General features: G+C 48.9%; 17 protein-coding genes. 5 read left to right on the forward strand and 12 right to left on the reverse strand.

Annotated elements, in window-relative coordinates:
• Positions 1–85 precede the first annotated feature (85 nt).
• Complete coding sequence (locus ACO08K_RS19160; RefSeq protein WP_421798028.1) at positions 86–1,450, reverse strand: TrpB-like pyridoxal phosphate-dependent enzyme; 1,365 nt, start codon at positions 1,448–1,450, stop codon at positions 86–88.
• 219 nt (positions 1,451–1,669) lie between these two features.
• Between ACO08K_RS19160 and ACO08K_RS19165 the strand changes: the two genes are divergently transcribed.
• Together ACO08K_RS19165 and ACO08K_RS19170 are read left to right on the forward strand one after the other, a co-directional pair.
• Complete coding sequence (locus tag ACO08K_RS19165) at positions 1,670–1,936, forward strand: hypothetical protein (RefSeq protein WP_421798029.1); 267 nt, start codon at positions 1,670–1,672, stop codon at positions 1,934–1,936.
• A 135-nt stretch (positions 1,937–2,071) separates the two neighbouring features.
• On the forward strand, positions 2,072–3,370 hold the full coding sequence (locus ACO08K_RS19170; RefSeq protein WP_421798030.1) for a M16 family metallopeptidase: 1,299 nt from the start codon (positions 2,072–2,074) through the stop codon (positions 3,368–3,370).
• Between the two features lie 103 nt (positions 3,371–3,473).
• On the opposite strand, the gene ACO08K_RS19175 is transcribed toward ACO08K_RS19170, so the two are convergent.
• The 7 genes from ACO08K_RS19175 to kynU form a co-directional block, all read right to left on the reverse strand.
• Positions 3,474–4,814, reverse strand: coding sequence for an amidohydrolase family protein (locus tag ACO08K_RS19175; RefSeq protein WP_421798031.1), 1,341 nt, complete (start codon positions 4,812–4,814; stop codon positions 3,474–3,476).
• A 260-nt stretch (positions 4,815–5,074) separates the two neighbouring features.
• Positions 5,075–6,154: a bile acid:sodium symporter family protein gene (locus ACO08K_RS19180; RefSeq protein WP_421798032.1), complete on the reverse strand. Its 1,080-nt coding sequence runs from the start codon at positions 6,152–6,154 to the stop codon at positions 5,075–5,077.
• A 121-nt stretch (positions 6,155–6,275) separates the two neighbouring features.
• A complete protein-coding gene (locus tag ACO08K_RS19185) occupies positions 6,276–7,745 on the reverse strand; it encodes a mandelate racemase/muconate lactonizing enzyme family protein (protein WP_421798033.1) in 1,470 nt (489 codons plus the stop codon).
• Between the two features lie 145 nt (positions 7,746–7,890).
• Positions 7,891–8,823 (reverse strand): RraA family protein, encoded by a 933-nt coding sequence (locus ACO08K_RS19190; protein WP_421798034.1) that lies wholly within the window; start codon positions 8,821–8,823, stop codon positions 7,891–7,893.
• Between the two features lie 230 nt (positions 8,824–9,053).
• Positions 9,054–9,488, reverse strand: a complete 435-nt coding sequence (locus ACO08K_RS19195; protein WP_421798035.1) for a YybH family protein — start codon at positions 9,486–9,488, stop codon at positions 9,054–9,056.
• A gap of 19 nt (positions 9,489–9,507) precedes the next feature.
• Positions 9,508–10,254, reverse strand: a complete 747-nt coding sequence (locus tag ACO08K_RS19200) for a DUF481 domain-containing protein (protein WP_421798036.1) — start codon at positions 10,252–10,254, stop codon at positions 9,508–9,510.
• Between the two features lie 62 nt (positions 10,255–10,316).
• Positions 10,317–11,615, reverse strand: coding sequence for a kynureninase (kynU, locus tag ACO08K_RS19205; protein ID WP_421798037.1), 1,299 nt, complete (start codon positions 11,613–11,615; stop codon positions 10,317–10,319).
• Between the two features lie 270 nt (positions 11,616–11,885).
• Between kynU and ACO08K_RS19210 the strand changes: the two genes are divergently transcribed.
• Entirely contained in the window at positions 11,886–12,167 is a 282-nt protein-coding gene (locus ACO08K_RS19210; protein ID WP_421798038.1) for a hypothetical protein, read from the forward strand.
• A gap of 418 nt (positions 12,168–12,585) precedes the next feature.
• Here the strand turns inward: ACO08K_RS19210 and ACO08K_RS19215 are convergent, their stop codons facing one another.
• Positions 12,586–13,158, reverse strand: coding sequence for a Uma2 family endonuclease (locus tag ACO08K_RS19215; protein ID WP_421798039.1), 573 nt, complete (start codon positions 13,156–13,158; stop codon positions 12,586–12,588).
• 84 nt (positions 13,159–13,242) lie between these two features.
• The gene (locus ACO08K_RS19220; RefSeq protein WP_421798040.1) at positions 13,243–14,007 is read right to left on the reverse strand and encodes a glycosyltransferase family 2 protein; all 765 of its coding nucleotides are present in this window, start codon (positions 14,005–14,007) and stop codon (positions 13,243–13,245) included.
• Between the two features lie 244 nt (positions 14,008–14,251).
• Between ACO08K_RS19220 and ACO08K_RS19225 the strand changes: the two genes are divergently transcribed.
• Both ACO08K_RS19225 and ACO08K_RS19230 read left to right on the forward strand, forming a co-directional pair.
• Positions 14,252–14,716, forward strand: coding sequence for a (2Fe-2S)-binding protein (locus ACO08K_RS19225; RefSeq protein ID WP_421798041.1), 465 nt, complete (start codon positions 14,252–14,254; stop codon positions 14,714–14,716).
• On the forward strand, positions 14,713–16,845 hold the full coding sequence (locus tag ACO08K_RS19230) for a molybdopterin cofactor-binding domain-containing protein (RefSeq protein ID WP_421798042.1): 2,133 nt from the start codon (positions 14,713–14,715) through the stop codon (positions 16,843–16,845). Before ACO08K_RS19225 ends, ACO08K_RS19230 begins: the two co-directional genes overlap by 4 nt.
• A 176-nt stretch (positions 16,846–17,021) precedes the next feature.
• Here the strand turns inward: ACO08K_RS19230 and ACO08K_RS19235 are convergent, their stop codons facing one another.
• Positions 17,022–17,786 carry a hypothetical protein gene (locus ACO08K_RS19235; RefSeq protein WP_421798043.1) on the reverse strand — a complete coding sequence of 255 codons (765 nt, stop codon included), beginning with the start codon at positions 17,784–17,786 and terminating at the stop codon, positions 17,022–17,024.
• 60 nt (positions 17,787–17,846) lie between these two features.
• Entirely contained in the window at positions 17,847–19,772 is a 1,926-nt protein-coding gene (locus ACO08K_RS19240) for a heparinase II/III domain-containing protein (protein WP_421798044.1), read from the reverse strand.
• Positions 19,773–19,779: the final 7 nt, after the last annotated feature.

Raw genomic sequence — 19,779 nt, forward strand, 5'->3', positions numbered from 1 at the left:
TGTGTGCCCCTTGAAGTTTGAAACAGCTATAACAACTCGCCAACTCAGCCCCAAAAAGCCCAAGCTGGCGAGTTATAAGCTCGTGTTACCCAATCACCGGCGTATCCAACTGTGCCAACGAATCCGCGATCTCCGCATTCGTCACCTCGTGTTTCACCAGTCGATTGTTGAAATAATCATCATAAGCCTGCAAGTCAAAATGCCCGTGGCCACAGAGGTTGAACAAAATCGTGCGCGACTTGCCTTCCTCCTTCGCCGCCTGCGCCTCAGCAAATACCGTTGCCAGTGCATGAGTAGCCTCCGGAGCCGGAATGATGCCTTCCGTTTTTGCAAACAATACTCCAGCCTCAAAGCACTCCAGCTGATCATGCGAGCGTGCTTCGATGAGCTTGTCTTTCAGCAACTGGCTCACAATCACCCCGGCGCCGTGGTAGCGCAAGCCCCCCGCATGGATGGGTGCAGGCACAAAGTTGTGCCCGAGTGTATACATGGGCAGCAGTGGCGTCATCCCGACCGTATCGCCAAAATCGTAGCGGAAAACCCCACGGGTCAATTTGGGACAAGACGATGGCTCACTGGCGATGCAGCGGATGTTTTTACCCTCTTCCAGATTGAAGCGCAGGAAGGGGAAGGCGATGCCCGCAAAATTGGAGCCACCCCCAAACGGTGCCACCACCACATCCGGCATGTCGCCCGCTTTTTTCATTTGCTCAATTGCTTCCAACCCAATCACGGTTTGATGCATCAACACGTGGTTGAGTACGCTACCCAAGGCGTATTTGGTGTTTTCGTCCATGGCGGCGCGTTCCACCGCTTCGGAAATGGCGATGCCCAAACTGCCGGGCGAATTGGGGTCCTGGGCCAAAATTTGCCGTCCTGCCTGGGTGTGATCCGTAGGCGAGGAGTGTACCTTGGCGCCCCAGGTGTTCATCATCAGTTTGCGGTAGGGTTTACCGTCGTAGCTCACCTTCACCATGTACACCTCACACTCGATGCCGAAGTGCTGGCAGGCAAAAGACAAGGCGCTACCCCATTGCCCTGCACCCGTTTCGGTGGTGATGCGTTTGACCCCTTCCATTTTGTTGTAGTAGGCCTGAGGTACCGCCGTATTGGGTTTGTGGGAGCCAGCCGGGCTCACCCCTTCGTATTTGTAGTAGATTTTAGCCGGGGTATCCAGGGCTTTTTCCAGTGCATAGGCGCGGTAGAGTGGGGTAGGGCGCCAGATGGTGTAAATGTCGCGCACCGCATCAGGGATCGGTACCCATTTATCCGTGGTCACTTCTTGCTTGATGAGCTCCATGGGGAAAAGCGGAGCGAGCGCTTCGGGGCCAATCGGTTCTTTGGTACCTGGGTGTAGAGGCGGCAGCGGCTTATTCGGCATGTCGGCCACAATGTTGTACCACTTATCGGGAATTTCCTGTTCCGTCAATAAAAATTTGCGATTTTGCATGAATCTGGTGTTTTAATGTTGAAAAGGCTGGGGAAAGTAAGCTTTTATTGCAAAATTTTAAAAAACTGCGCCGTATTTTTTGGTGAGAAAAATCAGCCAACTTTTTAATTCTGAAATCTGTTTTAATCAAAACTTTGAAAAAGGGTAACTTAGGGGCGATTTCCTGAAATCACCTGAAATATTTCCAATTGGTTATTTTTTAACCTCAAAACACTCAAAATGGACAAGGAACAATTGAAAGAGCAATTGGCCGAAACTAAAGCCAAAGTGCAAGAAAAAATAGCTCACCTGACCGAGCTGGCCAAAGAAGGAGTTGCCGAAGCCAAAGAAGAAATTCAGGAGCAATTGGCCTACCTGAAAAGCATCGATTTTGGTGAAGAACTGGAAAAACTGGGCGAAGAAACCAGCGAAGAATTTCAGGAACTCAAAGCAAAAGCCGCTACGGCCATTAGCTCTTTGAAGGAGCGGTTTAAGGATTGGTTCTAATTAAAGGTTTAGGGAGGTTGAGAAAGTTGAGAAGGTTGAGGCGGCCGCAATCCTTGCACTTCGGCTACGCTCAGTGACCGGATTGAGGCCGCCTCAACCTTCTCAACCTCCCTCAACCTTCTCAACAATTTTCACGTGATAGTATTCCATCGATTTGTGCTGGACAATGGCTTGCGGGTATTGGTACATGAGGATCCCAGCACACCCATGGCGGCGGTGAATGTATTGTACGACGTAGGTTCCCGCGACGAGCAAGCCGATAAAACGGGTTTTGCTCACCTCTTTGAACACTTGATGTTTGGAGGCTCCGCCAATATTCCCGATTTTGATGATCCCCTGCAATTGGCTGGGGGCGACAACAATGCCTTCACCAACAACGATTTTACCAATTTTTACGAAGTACTGCCAGCTCAGAACCTGGAAGTGGCTTTTTGGCTGGAATCAGACCGGATGTTGAGCCTCAACTTCGACCCCCAGGTGCTCGAAGTGCAGCGCAAGGTAGTTGTCGAAGAATTTAAGGAGACTTGTCTCAATCAGCCTTACGGCGACATGTGGCATCACCTCTCCGAAATGGCCTACCAAACCCACCCCTACCGTTGGCCCGTGATTGGACAGGTGCCGGAGCATGTGGAAAGCGCCACCATGAACGATGTGCAGGACTTTTATTTCAAACATTACCGCCCCAACAATGCCATCCTGGCCGTTTGTGGCAATGTAAAATTGAACCAGGTCAAAAAACTGGCGCAAAAATGGTTTGGAGACATTCCGGCTGGCGATATCCCTGAACGGAAAATCGACCACGAAGCACCCCAACGCAAACTGCAGGAAAAAATCCAGGAAACCAACGTGCCCCTCGACGCACTGTACCTGGCCTTCCATTGCCCCGAGCGTTTGCATCCCGATTTTTACATCACCGATTTGTTGTCGGATGTACTGAGCAATGGGCCTTCCTCCCGCTTGTATCGGCGTTTGTTGAAGGAAAAGCAGTTGTTTTCCCAAATCGATGCCTATATCACGGGCACCGTTGATCCAGGCTTGTTCATCATCGAAGGGCGGCCCTCCGACGGGGTAAGTTTGGAAGACGCAGAAGCGGCGGTTTGGGAAGAATTACAATTGCTCATCGATCAGCCTATTGCCGAAGATGAATTGCAAAAATGTAAAAACCGCGCCGAAAGTGCCCTAATTTTTTCTGAACTAAGCGCCCTGGGCAAAGCCATGAACCTGGCTTTTTTTGAATTGCTGGGCGATGCTGACTTGATCAACAAAGAGCCAGAACTGTATGAAAAAATCACTGCGGCTGACATGCACCGCGTAGCCCAACACTTGTTCCGCGAAGAAAATTGCAGCAAGTTGTACTATAAGGCGATCCCCGGTGCTGCGGCCATGGCTGGGTTTTCGGGGGGTATGGATGATGACGATGATGACGACTATTAGGTAGAGATGAAAGATGAGAGATGAAAGAGGCTACCGCTGGGACATTGACAAGGTCTCGTCAAAAACGCTGCGGTAGCCTCTTTCATCTCTCATCTCTCATCTCTCACTTATATCTCTTCCCATGCTTAATCACCATATCCACATCCTGCAATAGGTTGATGTAACGCAGCACATCGCCCCGCACCCCGATGATGTCGGCATATTTCCCTTCTGTTACCGTGCCAACCTGATCTGCTACTCCGTGAAACAATGCGGGCCAATAGGTCGCTGCCCGAATGGCGTACATGGGGTCCACACCCAGGTGGTTGACCCATACATCCAATTCATTCCAGGTAGATTGGCTGTGAAATTTCATGGGGATTCCACTATCGGTACCAATTAGCAGAACCACGCCTGTTTCTTTCAATTGTTGGAATTTTTTGGCTAGAGTTGGTTGCCGCATGGGCGTCAACTGGAAATAAGCCATGCGGTCGGGGTGTTCAATCGACTGTTTGATGTCAGCAATGATTGAATCCGGCAAACCCAGGTGCCAGGAGGGATCGTCCAGCTTTTCGCGGTTGTCGCGGTTGTAGGTGTAATTGTACAAACCCTCGATGGTAGGCGTCCAGAAGAGTGGGCCAAGGTTCATTTGAGCGGTACGTTCCTTGATTTGATTCAGGATGTCGTTGGGGTATTCAGGGGCAGAGGAGAGGCCAGTATGTTCGAAACAATCCACACCAACTGACAGTCCACGGCGAATTTCTTCCGGGCGGTGGGCATGGCCTACTACTTTTAGCTTGTTTTTGTGTGCTTCATCCACCACCGCTTTGAGCTCTTCCATGGTCATTTGGTCGTGGTCGATGAGCTTGATACAATCTACCCCGGCTTTGGCCAGTTTACGGACTTTGTTGCGGGCGTCTTCTGCACCGTTTACGCCCCAGCGGAACAACTCGGTGCCAGGGTAAGGTTCTTTTTGGATAAAAGGCCCAGACACATAAAGGGTCGGGCCATCTAACTTGCCCGCATTGATGGCGTCGCGTACGGCGATGGATTCTTCGAGTGGTGCGCCCAGGTCGCGGGCAGAGGTTACGCCAGCCATGAGCAATTGTTTGGCCGAAGAGGGCATGATCACGCTGCCAAACAGCTTGGGGTATTTTTTGTCCCAGTGGGTGTAGTTGCTGTGGCCATTGATCATGAGGTGTACGTGCATGTCCCAGAGGCCCGGGAGCAGGCTCATGCCTTCGGTCGAAATGATTTCGGCGCCTGCCGGAATATCAATCTGACCAACCTGACCAATTTTGAGGATTTTTTCCCCTTCAATAATGATGACGCTGTTGCGGAGTGGATGGCTTCCGTAGCCGTCAATGAGGGTGCCGCCCACCAGGGCTTTGAGGTTTTTTTGTTGGGCAAAAACACCAATACCGCCCAGAAGCAGCAGGGCAGTGAGGAGCAAACGAGTTTTCATACTAATCACAGGTTGTTGAGCCTGTAAAATACAAAAGGAAAGAGAAGTTGAGGTATTTGAAGAAACAAGAGTTGTCCTGAATATGAGGCATCTTTGATACCAAATCTTAGGTGAATCCTTAAGTGCCTTAGGTTACTTAGGTGGTGAAAAATACGTGGCCTGCTTCGCAGGCTTTTTTCTTCACCACCTAAGTAACCTAAGGCACTTAAGGATTCACCTAAGGAATGGTGCGCCAAAGGCGTATGAAAATATTAGAATAATTAGCTTTCCTCCACTGGCTTTCTTCCCCACCAGCTTGCCAAAATCGACCCGGTAATGTTCATAATCGGCCCAAACAGCGCAGCAGCTAAGCCCACCGTAGCGAGTTTCCCCATTTGATTGGCCAGGCCTGAGGCCAGCCCTCCATTTTGTAAACCCACTTCAATGGCTACCGTCCGGCAATCCTGTTCGGGCATGCGGAAGAGTTTGGCTGCTGAATAGCCCAAAATAAAACCTCCGATATTGTGCAGCAATACCGCCACGATCAACATTCCTCCTACATTAAGCAGTGACTGTTGCCCTGCCGCAATGATGATCAATAAAATGAAGGCAATACCCGCCATCGAAATGAAGGGAAGATAATCTTTGAGCCATTCGGCGAATTTTTTAAAGAATTGGTTGATGATAAACCCAATGCCTAGGGGGATGATGATGATTTTGGTGATGTCCCACACCATGCTCCAGAAGTTGATTTCGATGAACTGCCCCGCCAGGTATTTCATCAACAGTGGCGTCATCAAAGGAGCCAGCAAAGTGGCAAAGGTTGTAATGGTAATGGACAATGCCACATTGGCCTTGGCAATCAACGCCATTACATTGGAAGCCAAACCACTCGGTGAAGAACCGATCAAAATAACCCCCGCAGCAATCTCCGGTGGAAAATTAAAAGTACTGGCAATTAAAAAACCCAGGGTAGGCATGATGGCAAATTGGCAACATATTCCGATGATTACGGCCTTCGGCGTTTTGATGATGCCCACAAAATCATCAAAAGTCATCGTCGTACCCATGCCAAACATGATGACTTGCAATAAGGGCATGATGAGTTTGGACAATTTGTAATCGCCAACTGTGGTGAAATACTGTGGATAAAACATCCCAGCGCTCACCACAGCAAAAATTACCGTAGTGTAGGCATAACCCTTTAAGGCAGGAATATTGCGCATCCCTAAAGCTGCGACTAAAAAGCCAATGACCAAAAGTGGCCCGGTAAAACCGGATTGGCCGATCAAAAAAGCCAGTAATGCCAGCGCTAAAACGCCTAAACCAGCATAAAGCAAATACCTTGAAAAGGATTCCATAACGATTTAGATGTAATTGTTGCGATCAAAAGTAGAGACGCGATCAATCGCGTCTCTATGAGTACGAAAGTTGGTTAAATATGCAGAGAATAATTGAAAACTGTATGTATCCAGCGTAGTATTAGCTCCACAGGCGATCCCAGGAACGAATCTGATCCCACTCAGGGGTTGGTTTGAAGTAGCTTTGGTCTTCCGGATCGAGGTGTTTTTTGACTTCCTCGTCGTTGAGATCAACCCCAAGTCCCGGGCGCTCAGGTACGTTGGCAAAGCCTTTTTCGATCATGGGTACGTCGGTCTTTTTGACCAAATTTTCCCAATAGCTCAGATCTACAGAGTGGTGCTCGAGGGCCACAAAGTTCTGGGTAGCTGCCGCACAATGCACATTGGCCATGAAGGAAATAGGGGTTCCGGCAAAGTGCATGGCCATGGCTACGCCATGTTCTTCGGCGTAATCCCCGATTTTTTTGGTTTCCAATAAGCCGCCGGAGCTAGCCAGGTCAGGATGTACCATATCAACTGCGCGGTGGTCGATCAATTTAATGAACTCCTCTTTGAGGTAAATGTCCTCTCCAGTTATAGTTGGTGTTTCGATGGCTTGGGATATTTCCTTCCAGTCTTCGGTAAACTTCCAGGGAATGAGGTCTTCGAGCCAAGCCAGGCGGTATTTTTCCACGGCTCTGCCCAAACGAATCGCGTTGTTTTTATCAAAATGCCCGTAGTGGTCTGAGGCCAGGGGAATCTCATAGCCAACCGCTTCCCGCACTTTGCCTACATATTCAGCCAATAGCTCCAGCCCTTTGTCGGTGATTTGTACTTGAGTGAAAGGGTGCTCAGTGCCCCCGTAAGTCATTTGGGTGTTTTCCCATTGGCGGCTGATGTCCCAAAAATTACTGTTCACCACAGTGCCGGGCACCTTTGCCAGGGATTCAATCCCAAAATCCATTTTTAAGAAGGTATATCCCTTGCCTACAACCCGCTCTTTCATTTTGGCCGCAAATTGAGTGGGATCATCCATGCGGGGGGTGTCGGCATACAAGCGGATTTTGTTGCGGTATTTGCCACCTAATAATTGGTAGGCTGGTACATTGTAAGCTTTACCAGCCAGGTCCCAGAGGGCCATTTCAACCGCGCATACCCCGCCGGCCTGCCGGGCGTGGAAACCAAACTGCTTGATCTTTTTAAAAATCATTTCCACATTGCAAGGGTTCATACCCATGATGCGGCTTTTGAGGAAAAGGGCATAGCGCCAGTTGGCCCCATCGCGTACTTCACCCAAACCGTAAATCCCCTGATTGGTATCAATGCGAATAACCGGACAACGGCCACCACCGTTCATCACCACGGCATAACGCATATCGGTGATCTTCAAGTCGCTGGGCGCTGAGGCCCGGCTCACTTTTTGGGTGGAGTATTCGATGGTTTGGGTCAGGGGTGCGTTCATAAAGGCACCCAGGGCCAGGCCTCCAAAACCAACATTGCGGATAAAATCGCGGCGATTGGGCCCACTAGCCGCTTCTTCTGAATCAGCAGCATTGGGCATAGGATCGGTAAGCCCGAACTTTTGCAGGTAACGTTGAGCAGGTGTTGTCATGTTTTTGTTTGCTTATTGCGAATGTGGGTATGGAAAAGTTGAGGAGTTGAGAGGTTGAGGAGTTGAGGCTGCCGCGAGCGACACTGTCAACGTCGCTCGCGGTAGCCTCAACTTCTCAACTCCTCAACTTCTCAACTAAAAAATGCTACCAGGTACGATCTTTCATGTACGCATCCAATTCGGCGCGGGTCATCGGGAGTTTGTCTTTTTGGGTATCCAGCCAACTGATGAAGTCCTTCTTGATGTCGTCAGTCCATTGGCGGTCTATTTGCCCAGGGGTGAATTTACCTTCACGCAGGCGTTGGTGACCAAAGGCGTCACGCAGGGCTACAAACTCGGCATTCAGCACCAGGTCTTCCAGCAAGTGGGGTGGAATAAATACAATGCCTCCTTTTTTCGCCAAAACAGCATCCCCTGGCAACACTGTAGCGCGCCCAATGCGGATCGGATTGTTGATGGACGCCAGCATCATTTGTTGGATATAGGAAGGATCGTAACCTTTCATCCAGGCGGTGAATCCTTCAATGGCTTCCAACCCTTCGATGTCGCGCACCGAGCCATAAAAAATGACCCCATTTTTGGATTTGGCGTAGATGGAGTTGCCCAGGTTGTCGCCAATCAGGGTGCCATCTACAATTTTACCATAGCTGTCAGCAATGTATACATCCCCCGGCTTGAGCACGTCGATGGGCCATGAATTGGTGCCTCCGATGCGGCCCTCCTTTTCTCCGGTAGCCTTAATGATTTTGTCCCATTCAGGGCGCAAAGGCATGTATTGTGCCGTAACTGCCCGCCCTACCAAAACCTGATCGGGGCGCAACAGCATCCAGTCTCCTTCAAATTGATTGTGATACCCCTTATTGCGCAAATACCCCCAGGCTTCTTCCAGCGAGACTTTTTTCAGCCGCTCCATAAATTTGTCGCTGGTTTTGGGGCGCCCATCGGCCATCCGTTCTCCTTTCCATTCAGGAGTAAGGGCAATGATTTGATCTTTAGTGGGTGTAATTTGTTGGGCGTGAATAGTTAGACAGGAGAATAAAACCAGTGCCAATAGCACCAGCTGATTGCGCTTTATCATACGATCTGAAAGATTGGCGGCGTTGTTGCAAGCTTTAGTATTTACTCACAACAACGCCAACGGATGAAACCAAATAACAAAACAATGTAGTTGATAACAAATGTAGCAAAGTCCAAACTATCTAACTTCTATTTATGCTGAGCGGCGAATTTTGTACTTTTTTTATGACTAAATACTTTTCTTTTATTTTGAAAACTCGCTAGAATACATGTTGAGTTGAAAATCAGCGGCTAAGTCCGCGCACTTGTATGATCAGCCGTAATCACCCATTTCCCATTGATTTTTTTCCAAATCAGTATAAAATGCCCTCCCGGTGAATCGTTTTTGCGCTTCAAATCCCAGGTGCCCACCAAAAAAACCGACTTTTTCCCCAGTTTTTCCATACTGACAATGCCAAAAGTGAGCTGCCCCATGGCATCCCGATCGGGATAACGGCGCTTGTAGCCATCCAGGGTTTGTTGCCAGCCTTTGGTAACCCCCGCAGCCCCGATGAACTGGAGTTGGTCCGATTTCCAATACACCTCCATAAAGGCAGGAATGTCGCCTTTGTTCCAGTCGGCTTCCTGCTGCATGAGGGCGGCGCGGATTTGGGCGAAGTCGGTATCTTCCTGGGCGGTAAGGCTATACCCCAAAATCAAAAATAAGCAGGCAAGTAATGCTTTCATATTTAGTTGTTTGTTTGTTTTAAAACGCATACGCAATCCCAAACGCAGTCGTCAAATTGGAGTTCTTCCGATTCCTTACCACCAGACTTTCATAAATGTAATCCACGTCAATATTGACCGCAAATTGCTCGGTAATGGGCAGCCCAAAGCTCAGGATTGCGCGCAGGATGTGGTTGGTTTTTTCTTGCCGAACCCAGGGGATGTATTGCAAATCGTGGGAGATGTTCAGTTTGTCGCCCAGCGTCGCATAGGTGCCTTTCAAGGTCAGAACATAGAGGAATTTTTCAAAACTCAACTCGCGAGCCAAGTTAAAGGTAGTCCGGTAGTAATAAACGGAATTCAGCACCACCAAATCTGATTTTGGGGTTTTAAAGGCCCGCCAGCCTATGCCCGGGCCAATCCCAATCCTGTCCTTGATGGCCCGCAAAGTTGTTGCTTCAAAACGGCCGCTGACATTGGGAAAAAAACGTCTTTTGTACCAAATATCAGCGGAAAGTTCCGATAGTACATCGTTTTGGTAGACCGTTTGGTCGTAACGTGAATACATGTATTGCACGAAGGAAGTGATTGTAACGTTGGAGCTCTCTAGAGCGGGGCTGAATTGGCCAACGATGCTGCTGGATTGCAGATTGCCACTTTGAAAGGACATGTCAAGCCCTAATTCTCCGCTAAATTGCCATTTAGCGGCCTTGGCTGTAGTATCGGTTTGGGCATGACTGAACAGGGCAAAGGCCATACAAGTCAGAAGGCTTAGGTATGCTTTCATGGAAATAGGCATTTAGGTTCGTTTACGAAGTTAAACATTAAAACCTAAATGTTTACACCTTTTTAAACCTCTGCCTTTTTCAACAAATCCACCAACTGCCAGACATCCTCATAAGAGTTGTACATCGGCGTAGGTGCCACCCGAATGACTCCTGCTTTTCCCTCTTTTTCACCAGGCAAATTGTGTTCCCGCCAATCACAGATCACCCCATTTTTTGCCAGATAATCAAACAGTGCCTTCCCTTCTGGGCCAGTTAAAATGGACAGTTGAGCACCCCGTTGCGCCGGGTCGCGGGGCGTGATGATGCTAAATCTGGGGCCATCAGCATTGAGCAGATCAATCAGGTATTCCAGGTAGGCCGTCAAGTGTTCACTTTTGGCCCGTAGTGCTGGCATGGTCGCCTGCATGAACAAATCGTGGCTAGCTTTCATGGGTGCAAAGGCCAGAATGGGCGCGTTGCTCAACTGCCAGCCAGCAGCACCGGGGATGGGGTCAAAGCCTTTTTCCATCAAAAAACGCCGCTCTTCGTTGTGCCCCCACCAGCCCGCAAAACGGGGCAGGTCTTTATTGTAGCCATGATTGGCATGGATAAAAACACCTCCGAGCGCTCCGGGCCCTGAATTGATGTATTTGTAGGTACACCATACCGCAAAATCGACACCCCAATCGTGCAAGTGTATAGGGACATTGCCTGCGGCATGTGCCAGGTCAAAACCGACATAAGCGCCAGCAGCATGACCTGCTTTGGTGATGGCGGGCATGTCGTAGACTTGCCCAGTGTAGTAGTTGAGGCCAGCAAAAAGCACCAAGGCTGTTTGAGCACCGTGTTGTTCGATGGCAGCCAGAATGTCTTCGGTATGCAACAGCATTTCTCCCGGACGGGGTGCTACTTCCACGATGGCCTCAGCGGGATCGTAGCCGTGCCAGCGCACCTGGGTTTCAATGGCGTACTGGTCGGAAGGGAAAGCCCCTGCCTCCATGATGATTTTGAAACGTTGGGCATTAGGCCGATAAAAACTCACCATCAACAAGTGCAAGTTGACCGAGAGGGTATTCATCACAATGACTTCATCCTCTTGTGCACCTACGATGTGGGCAGATGCAGGGGCGAGGGCCTTATGGTACTGCGTCCAGGGCAGTTCGCCTTCAAAGTGGCCTTCCACGCCCAGTTCTTGCCAGCGTTGCAGCTCGGTTTCGATGCAGGTTCGGGCTTGTTTGGGTTGTAAGCCCAAGGAGTTTCCACAAAAATAGAGGCAATTGTGGCCTTGGTGTTGAGGGAAAAGGTATTGGTCGCGAAAAGAGCGCAAGGGGTCTTGGGCATCCATTTGACGGGCGTATTCGAGGGTAGGTTGAAAGGACATTTGGTTTGGTTTAAGGCGAAAAATTTGGCTGAGTTTTGAATAATAAACACAAAAATTGTGAGTTGGTTGAAGGGGAAGGCTTTAACTAGCGGGGTGGACATAACACTCGCGAAGATGGAACCGAAAAAGGCATTACAAATGTAATCAAGGTAAATTACATTGACAAAGATGGGAAAAAACAAAAGATGGCACATAGTGTTATTTTTAATGAGTCTTCTGAAGAAGTAGTGAAGAAAATATTCAAGACACTTAATAACTAAATCATCACTTATGCCAAAGCCTTTAAGTATAATGTCAAGTTTTTTAATGCTGGTTGCCTTCTTGCCTATTGCTATCTACCTATATTGTTATAAGTTTGGTTTCTGCAAAGATATTCCTGATAGCCTGGTTGTTGCTAGAGTATTTTTAAGCGGACCCTTATTAATTACTCTAGGGGTATTATTCTTAATTTTTGGGAGAAGAAAGCATGAAAAAATTATCGGGACGATTGGTCTAGTAGTTGGTTTAGCCTGGCTTATTTTGATGTTTATTGAACTATTTTCAAAACCATAGTTATATCGCACTGAGTTAGGTTTTGTGCAAATTGTTTTAGCAAGGCTCTATAAAGCCTGAGTTTTCAAAACTCATTTGCACAAAGCCTGACCCGCTAGCCCAATTTTCCCAAACCCAACCCGCTAGTGCAAGTCTTTCAAAATCAAGCAAAACGTTGAGTTGTCGCTGGTACAGGTCTCCAGACCTGTACCATTATCTGCACGTCTCCAGACGTGTGTAATCAAAAGAAAATTAGCTTTTTAATTCCAAAAAACAAGCCCTCTCCAACCAGAAAGCTATTGCCTTCGATAAACATTGTGCATACTCATGCGTCTGGAGACGCGGGAATATTGGTACAAGTCTGGAGACATTGTACCAGCGTTGCCCTTGGAAATTGGACGGTAAGACATAAATCAGTAGGTGGAAGTAGTGGTATCTGCTACTTCGTGTATTTTCTCCCAAATATCCTTTCCACTTCTAATTCAAACGGCAGGCTTGTGCAGTGCAGCGTGTCCCCTTTCTGAGCTTTTAAGACCTTCTGATATTTACCATTTTCAGGATTTGTATATACTTCCACAATCTGGTTCTTCATGTCTAAAATCCAAACTTCAGGAATGGCCGCTTCCGCATACAAGGGCAATTTAAGTTTTCGATCCCGTTGTAAAGTACTATCAGATGCCTCGATTAGCAGGTACACTTCCTCCGGGCGAGGATGTTGATCTTCGTATTCGTCAATTTGGAACTCAACAACCGACACATCGGGCTCTGGTTCGGAATATTCATCAATTTGAATGGGGCATTGCCCTCTTACCAGCGCTCTTTCACCCAGGATGGCATTGAGTATTCGGGTAAGCCTGGCAACGATTTTGGCATGGGGGCTATTGATTGGACTCATTTCCAGTATTTCTCCATGAATCAGTTCAACACGATCGTCCCAATCCAAAATGCCCACTTCAGCCATTTTGTAAAAGTCACTCACCGTAAACAGTTTGCGTTGTGCTTGAACTGCCATTTTTCCTGTTTTGTACAAATATAATGACTTTACAACATCCTCACAAGCTCCCCCGCTGAATCAAATAAAACTGCTGATCCCTCATTACTCCTCCTTCCCCTCACGCCGATAATACCGCACCAACACATACTTCCAAAACGTAAACCACGCCGTCGACGAACAAATAATCAAGCCATACAGCCCATCTTTATAGCCCCGCTTCAGGATGTACATCTTGAAAAACTTGAACCAGGGATTGACCCATAGTTTGATCCAGGAACTGCCTTTACCTTGTCGAACCAGCTCCTTGGCCCCAATGTCAGCGTATTTGTACAACATGTCAAAATGCTCCTTGACGCTGTTGGCCGTGTAATGCAATAAATCCCCTTTGAGGTGTTGTGTGGTTGCTCCGGCCTGCATTTCGTAACGGTCGTGGGGGTTAGCCCCCGCCCATTGGCCCAGGCGGGAATCCCAGAGGCGCAATTTGCGGTCGGGATACCAACCACTGTGGTGAATCCATTGCCCGCAATAGTTGTTGAGGCGGTTGAAAGTATAGCCTTGCGCAGTCCAGTTTTTTTTGACGGCCAAAATCGACTGGCGGAGTTCTTCAGATAAAGCTTCGTCGGCATCCAGAGACAAAACGTAGGGCGAGCTGGCCTGGGTGATGGCCCAGTTTTTTTGCTGAATATGCCCTGCAAAAGGGTGCTGAATGAACCGAACGCCGTACTGTGCACAAATGGCTTCGGTGCGATCGTTGGAATAGGAATCCACTACAACAATCTCATCTGCAACGCCTTGCAAAGACAAGATGCAACGTTCGATGTTTTTTTCTTCATTAAAAGTAATGACAACCGCAGATAATTGAATCATGTGTCGTTGGTCTACAAAAAAATGCCGTTCAAAGGTAGAACTTACTTTTCACCAAACATAAATTGATTTCGTGCATTATAAGCTGTATTTTGTAAAGGTTTTGAAGTTGAGAAGTTGAGAAGTTTAGGCTACCGCGAGTAGCTTAGACAAGGTCTTCGTCAAAAACATCGCGGCAGCCTAAACTTCTCAACTCCTCAACTTCTCAACTTTTCCTAATATCGAATAGACAACCAACCTATCACTCATGGCAGAATTTACACTCAAAGTCAATGGGACAAAATACAAGGTGGAGGCCGCTGCAGATACGCCTTTGCTCTGGATTTTGCGCGACCATCTGGGCCTTACGGGCTCAAAATACGGTTGTGGTATTGGCCAGTGTGGTGCTTGCACCGTACACATCAATGGCGAATCCATGCGTTCTTGCGCCTTACCCGTCTCGGCGGTAGGCAAAGCACAGGTCATTACGATCGAAGGTTTGTCCAAAACGGGTGAGCACCCCGTTCAGCAAGCCTGGCACGAAGTGGATGTTCCCCAATGCGGCTATTGCCAGGCGGGACAAATCATGAGCGCCGCTGCGCTGCTCAAAAAAAACCCGTCGCCTTCAGATGCAGACATCAACTCGGCCATGTCAGGCAACATTTGTCGTTGTGGTACCTACAACCGCATCCGGGAAGCCATTCACGTAGCCGCTAAAAAAGTTAAATCATGAGCACATCCTCAATTCAATTTGATCGCCGCTCCTTCCTCAAGGTTACCGCGACCACTGGTGGCGGGATGATGCTGGGTTTGAGCTGGGCTGCCAGTGCCGCCGAAATCAGCGAGGCACCATTCATGGAGGCAATGACCTTCAATGCTTTTGTAAAAATCAGTCCGGAAGGAGTAGTCACCATCATGTCGCCCAACCCGGAATGCGGCCAGAACATCAAAACGGCCATGCCGATGTTGGTAGCTGAAGAACTGGACTGCGACTGGAGCAAAGTAGTGGTTGAACAAGCCGGGCTGGATTCTACCAAATACACCCGTCAGGTAGCTGGGGGTAGTGGTTCCACGCCTGCATCCTGGAAGCCATTGCGTACCGCTGGAGCAACCGCCCGCCAAATGCTGATCAGTGCTGCCGCCAAACGTTGGAATGTGAGCGCCTCTGAGTGCAGCACCAGCAATGGTGTAGTACTGCACACCGCTTCAGGCAAAAAAGCCACTTACGGCGAATTGGCTACCGAAGCTGCCAAAATGGAAGTGCCGAAAGATGTGCCATTGAAGGCGGTCAAGGATTTCAAAATCATTGGCCAATCCCACAAGGCGGTTGACAACAAAAAAATCTTCACAGGCAAACAGGAATTTGGTCTCGACTTCAAACGGGAAGGCATGCTCATTGGGGTAGTGGCTCGTCCACCCGCTTTTGGCATGAAGATCAAATCGGTCAATGATTCACGCACCAAAGCCATGCCGGGCATCAAGCAGGTGATCCGTTTCGGCAATAAAGTGGCGGTTTTGGGTACCTCTACCTGGGAAGTCCTCAAAGGCCGTGAACGCCTGGCCATCGAATGGGAAGTAGATACCAAACTGGAAAGCTCGGCTGATCACGATGCAAAAATGACCGAACTGCTGGGCAAGCCGGTGGAAAAACCACAACGCAAGGACGGCGACGCCCTGGCCCAGTTTGAAGGTGCCCATAAAATCATCGAATCCAAGTTCGAAGCACCCTTTTTGCCCCATGCACCCATGGAGCCAATGAACTTCTTTGCCGATGTGCGTGAAGATAAGGCTGAATTGATCGGGCCAACCCAGAACCCAGGCTCTGCCCGCAGTGCAGCGGCACAAGTCCTCGGCATCGCTCCAGAAAAAGTCAGCGTGATGATGACCAGGATGGGTGGTGGTTTTGGTCGCCGTTTGAATGCCGACTTTGCTGCTGAGGCCGCGGAGGTTTCCAAACTGGCCAAAGCACCCGTCAAACTCATGTGGACCCGGGAAGACGACATGTCAGGGGGGATTTACCGACCTGCGTGCCACTACCTTTATCGGGCAGCACTGGATGCTCAAGGGAATGTGAAGGCCATCCACGTGCGTGGCGCTGGCTTGAACGTGGGTAACCCACTGCGGGAAAACAACTTCCCTGCCGGTGCACTGGAACACTATCTGGCTGAAGGGCACAACCAACAGAGCAACATTACTACTGGCCCCTGGCGGGCACCCGTGCATAATTTCCTGGCTTTTGCAGAGCAAAGCTTTCTGGATGAGATCGCGGAGGCTACCGGCAAAGATCCAGTGCAGTTGCGCCTGGACTGGCTGGCAAAGGCAGAAAAATCACCAGTGGGCAATGTGCCTTACAAGATTGATCGTTTCCGCAATACCATCGAACTGGCCGCGAAAAAAGCCAATTGGGGCAAGGCACCAGCCGGGGTATTCCAGGGTTTTAGTGCATACTTTTCCTTCAATACCTACGTTGCGCAGGTAGTGGAAGTAACCCTTGAAGCTGGTCAGCCCAAAATCAAACGGATGGTTTGTGCGGTGGACTGTGGGGTGGTGATTAACCCGGAACACGCCATCAACCAAATCGAAGGCGGCCTTGTTGACGGACTTGGTCATGCCATGTTCAGCAACATGACCTTCAAGGATGGTGTGCCAGAACAGACCAATTACGATACCTACCGCGTCATCAAGATGGGCGATACGCCACCGGTGGAAGTCTATTTCGTAGAAAACGAACTGGATCCTACGGGTCTGGGCGAGCCAGCTTTGCCACCACTTTCGGCGGCATTGGGCAATGCGATATTTAAAGCAACCGGAATTCGTTTGCGCAAGCAGCCATTTAGTTTGAATGGTTTGCGGAACGTGTAAGCAATTAAGGAATTGAAAAATAAAAGGGACGGAAATAGCCAATTGGTTATTTTCCGTCCCTTCTTTTTTGAGCTAGTGTCGTTTTTTGGGCGTTAAGCTGCTCAAAGTGGTCTAAAAACTATACTTTAAGCGGATTAGTGCATCACTATTCCGCTCAAAGTCATTTTTCATACAACTTATTTCTTCCGAATCAGCCGATCATACATCCTTCCCACCTCATAATAAGGTTTTTCATCGGCTCCAGTAACTCTTTCCAAGGTCCATAAATTCAGGGTATCGCCACGCTTGCTCCAGGCCAAGGGAAACATCTCTTGCTTGGCGGAAGAGAAATAGATCATGTTACTGCCACTCCCGGCGTCGGCCAGATCGCCACCGATTGCAGCTTCGTAGGTTTGATAGGCTTCAAACCCTTTGACTGTTCCATCCGCATTTAGGGTGATGGGTTGCTCGGCATTGCTTCGGCCAAAAGGATTCTCACGGGTGTAGGTACCCGCAAGATGTTGGCCGACCAATAGTACTGCTGCTCCCCGTGGATCGTGTTCATGGTTCTCAACAGGTCTGAAATGTACTTCTCGGTCAGTACCCAGATCCAATACAATCTCTTGATCCGAAACCTGAGTGATGCGGAGTGTGGCGTCCCCAAACATCTCCCCACTGATTTCAATGTTTTTATCGTCGACAACTGTGAAAGTTCCAGGTGCTGCTTCCCAACCTCCGTAGATGTAGATCACGGAATCTTTGCCAATGAACTGCAATTCGTGGCATTGAGCGGTAGCCAGAGAGTCACTGTCTGCTTCCAGGGCATCAATGAAAGCACTCGATACCCAATATGGCGTAGTAGTGAAGGCTGGTGCCTCGACCTGCTTCGGTGCTGCATTTTGACAGGCCTGGCCCAGGGCTGCAGCCAAACCCAATAAGCATAAAATGTTAGTTGTTCTCATTGTAATGAATTAAGATTTTACTACAAATATAATTGATTGTTTAAAATGATTGTTGCTTGTTTAATCCCGCTTAAAACTATATACGAACTTTCCCTTCGCCTCGGGGGCGGTATTGGTCAAGATGATTCTGCGTACGGGTTTACTGTCCCACTTGGTTTTGAAGCTGCTGTATTCCATCCCTTCGGTGGAAGGCAATTCGGTCGTTGCAGTCCATTTTTTGGCATCGTAACGCAGGGTCATGCTCAGGAAGCCATCCGAAATGATGATTTTTCCAGCTTCAACGAGATTTACATTTCCAACGGTCATAAAAACCTGTTGCAGCGATTTGGGCTTTTGTTTGAGCAGGTATTCGTCGGTAAGTTCCACCTCGTCCTGATTGCGCTTGAGCAGAACGGTGCGATTCCAGCTTTGGATGCCAGCTTCGGCAGGGTAAGCGCTGGCAATGTCCATACTCATACCACTTTCTTTAGGAGTCATGATCCGACTGACATTTTTTGCCGCAAATTCCTGGCCACTTTTTTGCCCTAGGCCATTGATGATCGGCAGGTTGTGGTGCTCGGACTGAGTGAACCACAATTCATAACGTTTGCTCGAAAAAGTGCGCGCCGTGTAATTGCCCCGTCCGGCGTCCACAATCATGGGTTTGCCGTTGAGGTAAATGATGAAGTCTCCTACATCGTTGTGGTTGTGGCTTTCGGCGTTGTGTCCACCATGTGCAGCCAGATACATGCCGCTGGCATTGCGGGTGGTCATTACCTGGATGTCGGCAAACCAGGCATCCGGTGCAGGCGTGTAGCTGAAATTGTTGTTGGCCAGTTGTACTACGCTCAGGATGTTGTTGAGCCTGCGGGGCCGTTGGTAACCGGAAACAGCAGTTGAAGCAGCAGGGAAAGTTTTGAATGACCACTGCCCAAATTGTACCATTGTTTCATCCTTGATGGCCTTGCCAAAACGGTACAACATCAAGCCGTCGGGGGTCAACTTTGGATCGGCATCAGCAAAGTTGACGAAGTAATTGTCGGCAATGTGCGTCTTGTACACATACGAGGCCATCTTTTTGATCAAAGGATCACCGTAAATGTCGATTTTCCCATTGGTCGCGCTGGTGTAGAGTTCCAAACAATCATAAGCCGAAGCTCCTGCCGCAAACCAATAACTCGGTCCTTCATCACAACCGCCATCGTCACCCAGGCTGTTGAAGTAACGATCCAGGCCACGCATGGAATGGTGCAACATCTCGGCGCGTTGCTTTTCATCTTTTTCCAGGAGCAAAATGGCCGTGATCCAGTTGGACATGATCCAGGGGTTCCAGTTGTTGACTGGTTTGGTTTGGCTCATCCAGCCGTATTTGTCGCCATTCTTGGCCATAGGGGTGAAAATACGTTGTTTAGTTTCGTAGTAGATTCGGCTACGCAGCAGGCGATTGATTTTGTCTAGTTTTTCCCCCACAAAATAGTCGGTTAAGGCCAACACTGCTGCGGTTTCAGCGGCGAATAGATCGACCACTGGGTTTTCTACATCAGGTAGTCCTGTGCTGCTAATGTGTGCCGGGACGCCCCAATAACTTTCTTCACAGATCGACCAAACCCCATTCATGATGGCTTCGGTAAAACGCCCTTGGTTTTCAAGGCTTTCGGCAAGTACCAGGTTCATCAAGGCGTTGCGTTTGCCAAAAGAAAGATTGCCATGTTGTTGCCGGTCACCAGAGCGTACAAAATCCAGGGACATTGTGGCCGAAATGGGTTCGAATTTATACTTGAGGGTAGTTTCGCCCGTTTTGATCAGTTTGTTGAAGATGGAATCGGGCAATTTTTTCCGCCATTCTTCGGGCGTGGTGGGGTAGGGTTTCCACTGGTTTTTGGGTACTAAAGATTGTTGTACGGCCAGCAGGTTGTATTTGTTGGCGAGGATGTTGCGCTGGGTAACTTGAGCCAAAGAGAGTTGTACACAAAGCAGCCAGAAAATGAACATGAAGTAGGTTCTCATTGCAATG

This window comes from Haliscomenobacter sp. (assembly GCF_965225875.1).
Classification (GTDB): domain Bacteria; phylum Bacteroidota; class Bacteroidia; order Chitinophagales; family Saprospiraceae; genus Haliscomenobacter.